10 protein-coding genes and 1 pseudogene are annotated in these 13,108 nt (G+C 67.0%); all 11 read right to left on the reverse strand.

Going from position 1 to position 13,108, the window contains the following annotated elements:
- Window positions 1–1,619: pseudogene (locus ADBZ6K_RS24635) on the reverse strand (hypothetical protein); the annotation flags it as partial.
- Window positions 1,616–2,503: a hypothetical protein gene (locus tag ADBZ6K_RS24640; protein ID WP_526351659.1), complete on the reverse strand. Its 888-nt coding sequence runs from the start codon at window positions 2,501–2,503 to the stop codon at window positions 1,616–1,618. The pseudogene ADBZ6K_RS24635 and the gene ADBZ6K_RS24640, both read right to left, overlap by 4 nt.
- Complete coding sequence (locus tag ADBZ6K_RS24645; protein ID WP_526351661.1) at window positions 2,500–4,317, reverse strand: Gp37-like protein; 1,818 nt, start codon at window positions 4,315–4,317, stop codon at window positions 2,500–2,502. The genes ADBZ6K_RS24640 and ADBZ6K_RS24645 overlap by 4 nt, the downstream gene beginning before the upstream one ends.
- Window positions 4,314–5,948: a DUF7257 domain-containing protein gene (locus tag ADBZ6K_RS24650; RefSeq protein WP_526351663.1), complete on the reverse strand. Its 1,635-nt coding sequence runs from the start codon at window positions 5,946–5,948 to the stop codon at window positions 4,314–4,316. Before ADBZ6K_RS24650 ends, ADBZ6K_RS24645 begins: the two co-directional genes overlap by 4 nt.
- Entirely contained in the window at window positions 5,945–9,700 is a 3,756-nt protein-coding gene (locus tag ADBZ6K_RS24655) for a transglycosylase family protein (RefSeq protein ID WP_526351665.1), read from the reverse strand. The genes ADBZ6K_RS24650 and ADBZ6K_RS24655 overlap by 4 nt, the downstream gene beginning before the upstream one ends.
- Window positions 9,701–9,723: 23 nt before the next feature.
- The gene (locus ADBZ6K_RS24660) at window positions 9,724–10,107 is read right to left on the reverse strand and encodes a hypothetical protein (RefSeq protein WP_526351667.1); all 384 of its coding nucleotides are present in this window, start codon (window positions 10,105–10,107) and stop codon (window positions 9,724–9,726) included.
- A 46-nt stretch (window positions 10,108–10,153) separates the two neighbouring features.
- Window positions 10,154–10,642 (reverse strand): hypothetical protein, encoded by a 489-nt coding sequence (locus ADBZ6K_RS24665; protein WP_526351669.1) that lies wholly within the window; start codon window positions 10,640–10,642, stop codon window positions 10,154–10,156.
- Window positions 10,643–10,744: 102 nt separating this feature from the next.
- A complete protein-coding gene (locus ADBZ6K_RS24670; RefSeq protein ID WP_526351671.1) occupies window positions 10,745–11,848 on the reverse strand; it encodes a hypothetical protein in 1,104 nt (367 codons plus the stop codon).
- A gap of 110 nt (window positions 11,849–11,958) precedes the next feature.
- On the reverse strand, window positions 11,959–12,390 hold the full coding sequence (locus tag ADBZ6K_RS24675) for a hypothetical protein (protein WP_526351673.1): 432 nt from the start codon (window positions 12,388–12,390) through the stop codon (window positions 11,959–11,961).
- Window positions 12,387–12,680, reverse strand: coding sequence for an HK97 gp10 family phage protein (locus ADBZ6K_RS24680; protein ID WP_526351675.1), 294 nt, complete (start codon window positions 12,678–12,680; stop codon window positions 12,387–12,389). Before ADBZ6K_RS24680 ends, ADBZ6K_RS24675 begins: the two co-directional genes overlap by 4 nt.
- A complete protein-coding gene (locus ADBZ6K_RS24685) occupies window positions 12,680–13,108 on the reverse strand; it encodes a hypothetical protein (protein WP_526351677.1) in 429 nt (142 codons plus the stop codon). Before ADBZ6K_RS24685 ends, ADBZ6K_RS24680 begins: the two co-directional genes overlap by 1 nt.

Below are 13,108 nucleotides of genomic sequence, written 5' to 3' on the forward strand. Positions count from 1 at the left end.
TTCTCGTCGCGGACGGTTGCGCCGCCCGCCGCCCACTCCAGCCCGGTCGCCGCGCCGTTCTTGAGCACGATGTACTTGCCGGCCGTGTCGTCCCAATAGAGCGACCACAAGCCGCTACCCGCATCGCCGTCGGTCTGCCGCTCGGTCAGCGAATTCCAGCCCCCCGAATACAGATTCGCGTCGGAAGGGCCGACACCGAGGAACACCACCTGGCTCATGTCCTGGTTGCAGTGCAGCATCAAACCAACCCGCTGCCCCAGCACCGCAAGCGGATTCACCGACAGGTACGCCTCAACCTTCGCCGCGTCGTAGTTGGCCTTGCGGACATAGATCCCGGCCTGGACACCGTTCGTTGCGCTGTTGTACTGCAACGCATTACCGATGATGGCGAGCTGCGACGCGGTCGACGACTTCGTCAGCCACAAGTTGCCGAGCAGGGTCCGGTCGAAATTGTCCGAGAAGGCCAGCTCCGGCAACGGCGGGGATCCGGCGCCGAGCATGAACCAACACAGCTTGTCCGCCGACGACAGCGCGGTGGCCATCTCCCCCGACGTGTACGACGTCTGATTGGTCAACGATGAGCCGACCGTCACGAACGAACCCTGCGGCCCCAGCCCACCGCCAGGCTGGGCGATCACCCACACATCGCCAGCGACCGTCGAGGCGTTGCGCAACCGGAGCAGATACTCCTCGCCGGCCTGGCACAACAGCGGCGAAGGCAGTGTCACGAAACGGTATTCGTCAGCACCGGTCGAGATCGTGGCCGTGACATTCGTCGACGACACCCTTGTTGCGCTGCCGTCCTCGTTGACCTTGAAAACCTCAAGGAACACGGCGTCCACGGCGGCGTCGCGCGATCCCGCGTAGCCGATCGTGTCCACGACCATCGTGTTCGTGATCGTCATGACCGCGCCGTTGCTGTTGCCCTGCCCGGTGGCGTACGACGTCGTCCCCGTCTGCAGCGTCCCAGCCCCGTGAGTGTGCGCCGTACCCGCCGACGCTGCCCCCGTGGCGCCGCTGCGCACCCACTGATTGATGTGCATCGACACCGGGTAAGTCACATCAGACAACGGATACGGCGACACCCACTTCGGCTGCCGCGGAACACCATTCGCCGTCGTAGCGATCTGGGTGTTCTGAATATCCGTCGCGGTCGTGGTGGTGGAGTCCTGCCAGCCGACCAGGCTGTTCCACCAGTCCTTGAAGTCCGCCACCGCTGCGGTGACTGGGGTGACGAGCTCGCCCTGCACGATCTGCCCGAGCTGCGTCCAGCTGGCATTCCCATTCGCGAGGTCGAGCAGCCAGTTGTCCAGATCGGTCTCGGTGGAGTCGACGATCCCGGTCAGCCAGTCCATGATCTGCTGCTGCACGGCATCCGACGACGCCTGCCACTGAGCGGCCAGGCCCTCCGCCCAATCCCGCAGCTGGTCGAACGACGGGATCCCGAACGTGAACACGCCCTTCAGCGCGAGCAGCACCTGTTTGAGGAACTCCTCGATCCACTGCTGCCCTTTGGCGCGCAGCTGGGCCTGCGTGAACGGCGGGACAACCGTCGCCGGGGCCCGGTCGTGGATGCCGGGCGCGGTGACGGGTTCGCGGCCCGAGTAGGCATCGCTCATCGAAGCGGTTCAACCCTCACGCTGAACAGGCCGCGCCCGGCCACGGTGTCGAACGTGTCCGTGCCCGAGCCGATCTGCTCGACACGGATGTACACCGTGCGGGCCGCCCCGTTGGACACCTCACCGAAGCCGGGTGCGCTCGCGGCCGGCGGCGCCGGTGACAGCACCAGGTTCTGCATCGCGCCGCCGGGCAGGCCCTGGCCGCGGGCGATCACGTTGCCGTCGGTGGCGCCGGTGCCGGTGCCGGTCCCGCCGAGCCGCGCGACGAGGTCGGCTTGCACGTCGGGGCCGTCGGGGCTGATGGTCTGCTGTCCTTGCACGCACAGCCGGTACGGCCACGGCTGCGTCGGCACCGGCACCGATGTGAGCGCGTTGGCGCCGGATGCGTTGGTCAGCGTCGAAATCGCGGTCGGCCAGTACATGTTGCCGACCTTCTGGGCGACGGCCTCCACACCGTTGTAGCCGCCCGCGCCGTCGGACTTCAACGCCAGCACGTAACCCGCTTGGGCGCCGGTGAGGGTGAGGTCGGTGGCGGTCAGGATGGTCAGCGTGCCGTCAGATCCGGCCTCGCCGCGGTGCAGCGCGATCTCCAGGTCGTAGATGGGGCGGACGGTGGAGCTTCCCGCGCTGATCTCCGTCCACTCCGCTGATGCTGGGGTGGGGTCGTCGGCGGCCAGCTCGGTGAGCACCACGTTGCGCAGCGTCGGGGGCAGCCCGTTGTCGCCCTGGACGGCGGCGGGGAAGTTCGCGATCCCGCCGGGCGGGGCGACGGCGATGAACACCCCGCTCTCGGGGGTCCAGTTCTTCGGGATCCGCAGGACCGTTTTCCACTGGTAGTACTCTTCGTTGTCGATCGTCACGACTTCGGGCGCGGGTGCGGTCAACGCGTGTGCCTCCCAATCAGTTTCATGCCGCTTGCGGCGCCAACGTGAGCACGTTCAGGGCCTCTTGTGTTCCGGTGGCCAGTCGCTGGGTGCGGGCGAGCGGCGCTTCGATGGCTTTGCTGTCGCCGATCTGCACGACGATCTCCGCGCGTTCGCGCCGGTTGTCGCGCAGGAAGATGTGTTCGACGTAGTCGGTGTAGAGCTCGTCGCCGTGCGCGATCGACATCATTCCGCCGGGCACGAAATGCTGGCCCAGGCTGAACGGTTTCCCGTTGCGGAATTTCGCTGTCGCACTGCGCCATCCGCGGGTGTCCCAGATGTGGTTGACGAACGAGAAGATCGCCTCGATGTTGTACGGCGCCGACGCGGTGGGCAGGAAGTTCTCCGGCCGACCGTACGGTCCGACTTCGTCGCGGCGGTCGTACAGCTGGATCGCCTGAAACGCCAGGAACGCATCGTTGAGGAACCCGTCGAGCAAATTGCTTGGGACACCGGTGATTCCGATGAAAATCATCAGGCTGTCGATCAGCCACGACAGGGTGATGTTGATCAGGTTGTTGACTCAGGGTTTGCCCTCTGGGCCGGTGCCCCCAGGTTGTTAGCCCGGGGGCACCGACCCAGGTTGGCGATCGTCCCCCGAGGAGCATGGTGTGGCCGCGCGGGTGGTAGTCGTCGATGTCGAACTCGAGCATCGGGGTGTCGGGTCCGTCGACCAGCACCGCGATCGGTTCCTCGAAGTCCACGCCGGCCAGACTGGAGATGAACACACCCTCAGCGCCGGGCGCCTGCTCGATGACACCCTTGATCTCGCCGAAGAACGAACCACCAAGGTCGACAACGGTTTTCAGGATCGAATCGGCGATCGTCTGAGTCGGCCCGGTGGTCGCGAGGCGGTCTTTGACGGTGACGACGTAGGTGGGGTGGGTCAGGTTGGCCCACTCGTCGGGCTGCGGGTCGCCGGGCTTCCACAGGTCCATGCGCACGTCCACGCCGTACGCCTTGGTCATGTCCTCGATGACCGCGCCGATCTTCTCCATGCGCACCGTGCGGGCCACCATCATGGAGGTGTCCTTGAGGATGTTGGTGCGCACCACGTAGATCGGGGTCTTCAACGCGGTCAGGAACGCCTCGACGCTCTTGCCTTCGTTCTGCAGTGTTTGCAGCAGCGTCCCGAACCATGCCCGCATGTCGGGGTTGAGGGAGCCGGCCTGGTTGACGAACTCCCAGATCCCCGCTTGCAGCCGCATCGCCTGCTCGGCGATCATCGACTCCAAGCAACTGACGATGGGGCCGATGAACACGGCGTGCGAGACCGGCTGGGCCTGGATGGGCAGCCACCACGACGGCAGGACGTGGATGTAGTTCAGGATGTCGAAGATGCCAAGGCAATTGGCGGTGAGGGTGCGTTTCCCGCCCTTGTAGGAGTACTTGGTGTGGTCGACGAACCCGGCCCACCGCACCGCCCCGACCTCGACGGTGACACCGACCAACTCTTTGCGGCAACGCCGTAGCCGGGGGATGTGGTGATCCTGGGCTGACGGGCCGCTGGTGGAGCCGTCGCCGCCCTTGAGCGTGAAGTCCAGGGTGGGGGTGACGTTGCGGGGAATGTCCAGCGACAGTTCCTCGTGGTCGCCGATCTCCCCGACCGGATTCCAGTACTTGTCGTGGACGGTGACCACGATGTCGGTCTGCTCCGCCGATTTCAGATCGGCGAGCTTTGTCGCGGCGGCGGCGCGCTGCTCACGCGTGCCGGTGCGCAGCTGCGTGTGCAGCACCTCCACCAGCTCGAACCGGGAGGCCGTGGCGGTGGTCACTGCGGGTAGCGCCTCAGCGGTGTCAGTGACGCCTCGATCTTCGAGTCCGCGTTGCCGCCGGTGATCGCGCACTTCACCAAATGGGTCTGCACCCGCATACCCGGCTGCTTGGCCGGGATGGCGCAGTCAGCGGTGAACCGGCCCTTCATCTTCCGGTACATCGTGTCCGTCGGGCTGGCCCCGAACAGCGCGGGCGACACCCCCGCGGCGGCGCGTTCGGTGAGGTCGAAGACACCTTTGCGGCGCGGGTCGGTGCGGATGTGGGCGATCTCCCCGACGCCGAGCGGACCGAACTCGATCATCTCCGTCGAGCCGGGCCCGTTGGCGATCTCGAATTTCGTGGCCGGCCCGTACAGGGTGTACTCGTCGTAGGCGTCCTGATCACCGGCGTTGCAACGCGCCAACACCCCGGTCTGCGACACCAGGCCGTTGTCCCCGGCGGCGACCTTACGGACGATCGCCGGGGTGGCTTGGGTGAGGAGCGCACCAGCCGCCAGGACACCGAACCCGACACCGCGGTAGTCGGGGCCCACCCGTGACACCGTGCCGGTTTCCTTATAGGTCGCGACCTCACCGCCGTTGCGGAACACCTTGAACAGGCGCGGGTCGTCCTCGTAGCCGGCGGCCAACGTCCACTCGTCACCCGGGAACGGGATCAGCCAGTTGATGATGCTGCGGGTCCACACTTCGTCGAAGTCGACGAACGCCGACAGATAGATGCGGCTGGTGGTGCGGCGCAGGCGGATCCCGTCACCAGCCCAGGTGCCGTCCGGGTTGCGGGACATCCGTGCCCACAGGTCGTTGGCGCCGGTCTCGGGCAGCGACCATTCGGGGAACGAGCCGAGGACATCGCGGACGACCTGGTTGTCGCTGGCGGTGTGGAAGTCCTTGAACGGGCCCGCGACGGCCTCGCGGGACTGGGTGACGAACAGGTCGTCGGGGTCGTCGAGCCACAGGGCGTGGTGCCCGTTGCTGTACAGGAAGCCGCCGCCGTCACCGTCGTAGCGGATCGGCCAGTTCGGGCCGAGGTTCCGGGGCGCGGTGTAGTCCGCGGTGTTGAAGCTGTCGGTGAAATCGTCGTAGACGAAGCTGAAGCTGGCCAGGTCGGGGAACGACTGGTAGAACCCGGAATCGGCGCGCAGCCGCAACGTGAGCGCTTGCCGGGACTGCTGCGGCGCGTTCTCCGGGTTGTCCGGTTTCTTCCACCACCGGATCGGCGCCCACCAATAGCCGAGTTCGTGAGTCATCCACCCGAACTCGGACTGATCCTTGACGTCCAGGGACTCGAACAGGTGCCGGCGTAGGCGCCGCAGGTGCTTGGAGTCGCGGGCGAACAGCTCGACGTCGATATCGATCTCCGTCGGGCCGTACAGGGCATCGACGAACGTGACACCGTCCTCGGTGGCGCCCTGCTGGTCGATCGTCTCCCACGGGGCGATCAGACCGCGGATGTCTTTGACCTGAACGGATTCCGGGCTGGCGTAGGGGTCGGCGATCGCGTGCCCACCCATCAGCCAGGTGACAATCTGATCATTGGGTGAGATCAGCGACACCTCGGGCAGGTCGCCCTTGCGGATGTGGTAGCGGCCGTGCGGCGTCACCGGCCCGGCCGGGTATTTGATCCGCGTCACCGCGGCGCCCTCGCGAAGGCCTGCGCGCCCATCGCGGCCTGGATGTCGCGGCCGGTCCCGTCTTCGCGGGCCCGCTGGTTGGTGACGCTGATGTTGTTATTGATCGTGGTGCCGTTCTTGCCGATAGCCGCGTTGGGGTCGCCGGAGCGTCTCTCGTCCTCCCGGGCCTGCTTGGCCTGCTGCGGCGTCAACGGCGGTGGGGGCTGCTTCCCACCTTCGGCCATGTTGTCGTTCTGCTTGCCGCCGAGCTCACCCGCGGTGTTCGGCAGGGCGGGACGCATCCCGGCGCCCGCGATCGCGAGACGACCCAGCCACGACCGGCCGGGGTCGGCCAACGCGGAATCGTTCAACGCGAACGTCTCCAACAGCCCACCGGCCGCAGCGCCCGCATACTGCCCGGCGGCGCCGGCCGCCCGGCCAAGCAACTGGATGCCGAGATCCGCTGCCGCAGAGGCTGCACCACCGCCAGCGCCGAAGCTCCCCGCGCCCCCCGCCGCGCCTGCTGCCGCGGACAGGGCCGCGCCGATCACGCCGCCGTTGAACCCGATCCCACCCGACGCCGGCAAGCCCTGCCCGAACTGGCGGCCACCCGCCACCGACTGCGACGGCGCCGCCGGCCCGGCGCTGCCCGGGGTGAACGTGTTGGGCCACGCGCCCGGCCCCTGCAACGCCAGGAGGTTCTCGCCCGCCATCGCCTGCTGATATGGGGTGGCAAGGTCGGGCCGCGGCGCGTACTGCGTGCCGCCCGCGGCCTCCCAGCTCGACGGAAGAAACTGCAGTCCACCGTAGTAGCCGTTGCCGGTGTTGGCCTGCCAGTTCCCCGACGCTTCTTTCTGCGCCATCGTCAGCCAGTCCGCCGACCATGGCTGCCCGCCCGGGACGCCGAACGCGTCGTAGTTGTCGCCCATGCCGTCGGTGGTGGTGCCGAACATCTGGGACAGCATCTGCTGGTACTGATCCTTGATCGCGACGTGAACGTGGTCACGGTGATCGGCCAGCGTGCCCGCCGAGTACTGGTGCGGCTGCCCTTGGAAGATGTTCCCGGAGAACGACGGATCGCTGTAGATCAGCTCCTGCAGGTAGGGCGCGAAGTTGTCGGACATGTACTGGGCGAAGGCGCGCATCTCGGGGGTGTTGGCGCTGCCGTTGGAGAAGTCGCCCGCCTGACCCGAGAGATGCCAGCTCTGCCCGGAAGCTGTTCCGGCCCAGCTGCGCTTCCCGGACGTCATGTTGAGGCCGAACCGGTTGGCGATGTTCTCGGCCAGGCCGATCTGGGAGTGGGTGCCCATGGACCCGGCGGCGGGCATGGACGGTAGCCCGGCCATTCCGGGCTGCAGCGCGGCGGGACCCAACAGGGAAGGGCTGGCGCTCTGGTTGCGCGCCCAGGACGGTATCGGAACGAACTGGTCACCGAAGGCGCCGGACGCACCGGCCATCCCGAGCAGGCCGGAACCGGCCTCCCCGCGGCTGAACCCGTTAGCGGCCTGCACCGCCGACAACGCGCCATAGGCGGGGGCGAACGCCAGATTCGCCAGGAACCGGGTGATGTTGTCCGCAATCCCCGCCAGGCCTTCACTGACACCGAAATCGGAGTCGAGCTGCGCACCGATCTGCCCAAGCTTGTCGGCGTGATTCTGTAGACCTTTGGCCATCCGCTCGGATTCCTTGGTCATCCGCTCGTACTCGTTGACGCGGGCGTCCTGCAACGCCTGCTCGGCCTGCTGCATGTCCCGCTCGGCCTCGATGACGTCGTTGCGTGCCTTCTGAATGTCATCCGCGGTCGCGACGGTCGTCTGCTCGAGTTGTGTGGTGCGCGCCTGCTTCTCCGCCAGGGCGTGGCGCGCCTCGTCTAGCCGGGTTTGCGCGTTCGCGACCTGCGTGGGCATCCCAGCGACCGAGGTGTACTGCATCGGCAGCACCGGCGCCGAGGGGAGCGATTCACTGGCACCGCCGGCGCCCGTGGTGGGCATGGGTACCGGGGTGGTGCGTGTCGCCGGGTCAGGGCGGTTCAACTGCGACGTCGGGACCGGGACGGGCTCACGGAACGCCCCCGGAGCAGAGGGCGTAGCAGCGCCACCGGGCACCCAGATCGTCTGCCCCGAACCGGTGGTCACCCAGCGGCCCGGGCCCGCGCCGGAAGGCGCGTTCGGATTCGCCGCTGCCGCAGGGTCGTCCGCCCAGTAGGAGCCTCCGGGGCCGTACTTGTCCAACGTGTTGGCGAGCGTGCTCGGCATCGTCTGCGTGAAGAACTGGCCGATCGCTGTGTCAGCCAACCACCGTTGCAGACCACCCATCGTCTGGTCGATGCTGCGTCCCAGCTGATCCCACCCGTTCGCGTGGGCCGACAGCTTCGCCGTGGCCTCGTCCGTCGCGCCGGCAACCTTGCCCAGATCCGCTGCCGCCGTGGGTAGATCAGCGGCTTGGATCGCGGTCTTGGCGTCCTCCCACTTCGTTTTGAACAACGCCAAACCGATGTTGTTGCGTTCCGTCGGGTCCTCGATAGCAGCTAGCGCGGTCAGTACCTCGCCGTAGGACTCCCGGGCGACCGGGCCGCCCTCAGCGAACCGGCGGTTCATCTCATCGGCGTCGAACCCCAACGCCGCGAACGCGTTCCGCGTCGACTCAGAATTGTCGGTGACGCTGATCGCGAGCTCTTTGAGCGAGTCAGCGGCGACGTCGGTGTTGCGGATACCGGCGTCCATCATCTGCGTGATCAGGCCGAGCGCGTCCTGTCCGGTCAAACCCACACCGTGCCAGGCGGTTCCGTACTCCTCCAGGGTGTCGATCAGATCGCCGGTGAGGTCCAGGCCCTTACCCTGCGCCGCCGCCAGCAAGTCGAACGCCTCACCCGGGTCCGCCGCCAATCCGGTAGCCACGAGGTTGCGGCTGCCGCGGGCAATCGCGCGGGGATCCTCCCCGGTAACCGTGGCGAGAGTCTGCATCCGCTCGATCAGCTGCTGCGCCTGCTGCTCACCCGACGCCGGGTCCAGCAAATCGGCATGCACCGCGAACTGCAACGTCAACAGATTGTCCTGAACCGACGTGCCCCAACCGTTCACCCACGCAGCGCCGGCAGACTCACCGAACCGGGCCATCGTCGCCTCATCAACACCCAGGCGTGTCCCGATCAGGTCTCGCTGCTGCAGCGACTCAAACCCGGCAACGAAGTTGTCGGCCAACGACTTCCCCGCCGCGAACCCCAACACCGCGGTCCCTGCCAGCGCGATACCCACCGGGCCGCCCGCCGCACCCAGACGCGTCAACGCCGACGCACCCGCGAACCCCGACATAAAACTGCCCGCAGCGTCCTGCCCGGCTCCCGCCGCCTGCCCCGCAACCGAACGCAACCCCGACAGGATCGAGCCGCCCGCACCGCTCGCCGCCTGCTCGTACTCCCGGTAGGCCTGCGTGGCCCGCTCAATCGCGTCGATCTCCCCGAGCCGCGCCCGCTCCACACGACGGGCCAGCACCTCAGTGTTCGACGCGCCCCGCTCCACCGCAGCATCAAGCTTGGCCTGCTCACGCGCCACCTTGTCAGCAGCGTCCTGCATCCCCAGATACGCCTTACGCGCCTTCTGCTCCAGGTCGTCAAACCCGCGGCCGGCTTGCTCGGTGCCCTCGGTGAGCTGCTGACGCATCACCCGCGAGATATCCCGCGCGCCTTCCTCATACACCCGCTGGGCCCGCGCCATCGTGGCAGTGGCGGCCCGCTCATCAAGGTCCGGTTCGATCATGAGGATCAACGGATCCATACGTGCTCACCACCTTCCGGGCATCAGGAGAACCCCATCGCGGACTCGAAATCGCTCTGGGATTGCTGGGCTTGCTTTTCCTTCTCGGCCTCACGCTCAGCGCGTAACCGCTCATCAACGGGGTCGACGAACTCGAGTGGCGTCGTGTCAAACCTCGCTGCGCCGTCCTCACTGTTGACCGCGAAGAACGAGGACCGCATCCGGTACGCCTCGTTGGTCAGCTCGGCCAGCATTTGCTTCCAGTCGGGCCAGCGGCCGTCACGGTCAGCCGCAGTCTTGAACGGGCCGTCGCCGTCGGCGGTGTCGAGAATCACCAGCAGCCGCCGCGACGACAGCCGCGGGGTGCCGGTCTCGGGGTTGAGTGTCAGGCGGTGCCAGTACGCGATATCCGAACCGGCGCGCAGCATCTCCGCTTCGACCTCGGTGGGCCAGCGAAGCCAAACCGTCAGGGCCTCAGCTGCTTTTCGGGTCGCGCTTGAGGCGCTCCTCCATCTGCAGGTTCATGACCCGCCAATGCACCTGCACCTGCCCGGGGACACCACCCGCGGCCAGGAACCGCTCATAGGTGTCGGGCAGGGTGCCGTCAGCGAAGTAGGCATCGCGGTCCTTGACGACGTCGGCGCCCATGAGCGCGATGCACAGCAGCTCGTCCTCGTCGATCAGTTCGCCCTTGTAGGACAGCGGCCACACAGTGCGGGTCTGCGACTTCCCGGTGACGGGGTGCTTCTCGGTCTCTTTGTCGAGATCCTTGGTGATGAAACGCAGGTGGTTCAGGTACCGCTTCTTCATCGCGGGCGGCAGATAGTTCGGGTTCGGCAGGTGCCACACCTCGCCGGCGCCGAGGTCGAAGTCGATCCCGGCGAACACGCTGAGGAACTCGGCGGCCTGCGCCTGAGCCTCTTCGGGCCGTATGGGCTTGAGCTGAACATCACTGTCGGGCATGGGTTTCCTCTCGGGCAGTGGAGCAATTCCCAGGCATGTGGGTGGTGCTCGCCGGGTGGGCGCTGCCCAGGACGTCTCCGACGCCCACCCGGCGAGGCCTTGTTAGGTGATGGTCACGCTGTTCGACATCGGCGTGGTCGCCGTCGCCCCGTTGGTGCCGGTGACCGTCGCCCGGATCCGCTTCGCGCCCGCCGCGATACCCGTCAGCGACAGGGTGACCGTCCCGGACGACACCGCCACATTGGACGGGGTGATCGCCGAACCCCACGTCACACCGCTGTCCGTGCTGACCTGCGCCGTGTACGACCACGGATCACCCGTGCCCGTCGGCACCGCGAACGCCAACGTCGCAGCACCCGTCGACCCAGCCGTCGCCACCGGTGCGACCGCTGACAACACCGGCACACCACCCAGATCGGTCCACCCCGGGCCGCCGTACCAGGTGTGCATCAGCACCGGCTGATACTCGAGCTCGCCCTGCGCGTTGTACGCCAACGCCATCATGATGCCGTCGAGCTCCGGCTCGTAGGTCAGCTCTGCGGCCTCAGAATCCTTCTTGTCCTTCTTGCTGTTCCCGATGTCGGCCAGCCGGGCAAGGCAGTAGCCGTCCACCTTGTAGATCGGCCGCGGGCCAATATAGAGCTCCCGCACGATGAAGAACTGACGGCCGGGGTTCCCGCCGCCGGCCAGCCGGCTGTAGCCGGCGTCGGACTGGCCCGGATCGGGGATGATGATGTCCCCGTTGGCATTCGACAGCCGCAGGTTCTTCCGCAGATGCTGCACCGCCGGGTTGCCGGTGTCGACCGGGGTGAAGGAGAACGTCTCCGACTCCTCGATGAGCGCTGTGTTGTACGGGAAGTTGCTCTGCACGATGCGGAACTGGTCGTTCTTGATGGACGGCTTCGACGCCGGCCCGTCGCCGTCCTTGAACGCGCCGAACGTCAACAGGCCCTGATTCGGGTCCGGGTTCGTGACCCAGTAACCGCCGACCTTCTTGCGCGCCAGCAGGTCATCACGCCACTTGTTGTCCTGGGAGAACGGCGACCAGCGCACCGACCCGTCCTCATTGTGCGGAGAGATGTCAGTGGCCTCACCGCGAGCGTCGCGGCCGAGCACCTGAACCGGGTTGCCCCGCTCCAGGAACTCGGGGCCGAGGTCTGCAAGTCCGGCGCCGTTCCAAGTCGTGCCGGTCAATGGCTGCGACATGAGTGTCGCTCCTTTCGGATGGTGTTGAACCGGAAGGCATCCGGCAATACAGGTGGAAGTGGGCGCAACAATGTCCCCGCGTTATGCGGGGGTGTGGCGCAGCCTTGGGCTTAGGCCGCGACGAGTGAGAAACCGAACCGGTACTCCGACACAAACCGTGTCGCGACCGTCTCGGCGGCATACGGCTCCTCATGAGCCGCTTCGAGGATCTCAGCGAAGAAGCAGTGCGCGACCGAGCCGTCGGGCATGACCGTGTCGTGCCCCGGGTAGTCGACGAGTACCTGGGCGCGGTTGTCGGTGCGGGCGCCCTCACGCGCCGCGTCGGTGAACGTGGCGGCCAGAGTGTGCACCCGAACCACCGGCCACGACGCATGCATCGTCCGCGGGTCGACCACGACCGACACCCACCGATACGGCATCACCATCCCGGCCGCCCACCGCTTCGCCGCGATCGCGTCCGCCGCGCCCAACGGACGAAAGTAGCTGATGCCGAACGCGATCGGGTCGACCGCCTTGTAAGCCGACTGCAAAGGCGCGGTCATCTGGTGCGCAGCCGCTCGGCGGTCTGGGCGGCGACTGCGTATTCCTCGGTATCGTCAGTGCCGTACTCGATCAGGCGAGACTTCCAGTCGGTGAACTCGACGCCGACACCGGACGCGCCACGTCTTCCGACCCGGATACCGTCGCGGTAATCTCCCTCATCGACAGGGGCCTTGGACTTGGCGATCGCGACGCCCTCTTTGGCCATCTCAACCTTGGCGTCGGTGAGGCCGCCGGCGCGGTCCTGCTCCACGATGTGCTCACGCAGACCGACGATGAAGTCGGCGGCCATCAGCCCTTCTCCCTCTCGCACACGCAGAACACGTGATCCTGGCGGCCCCGGATGTCCTGCTCCAGCACCGCGTCACCGCGCATCGCGTACCGCAAACCGTTGTGCCGCAGCCACACACTCGACGAAATCGTGTGCTTGCCCGCCTCGTCGAAGAACTGCACTGGTGCGGGTTCGCCGTCGTCGTCGACCGCCGGCACCACCCCGTCAGCGACCGGCAGCATCGCCCACGCAATCTCACTCGTGGTGACAGTGAGGTTCTGCTGCTCCGTCGGTGTCTGGATCTCGAAACACGCACCGTCCACCCACACGAGCGACGCGGTGGTCACCGGCTCGCCGTACTCGGTGAACGTCGCCTGCCCGTCACCATCGAGCACCGCAACAGCGACCTCGACACCCACACGCTGGTCACCGATCGGGAAAACGCCCAC

Origin of the sequence: Mycobacterium sp., assembly GCF_044223235.1 — a bacterium.
Classification (GTDB): domain Bacteria; phylum Actinomycetota; class Actinomycetes; order Mycobacteriales; family Mycobacteriaceae; genus Mycobacterium.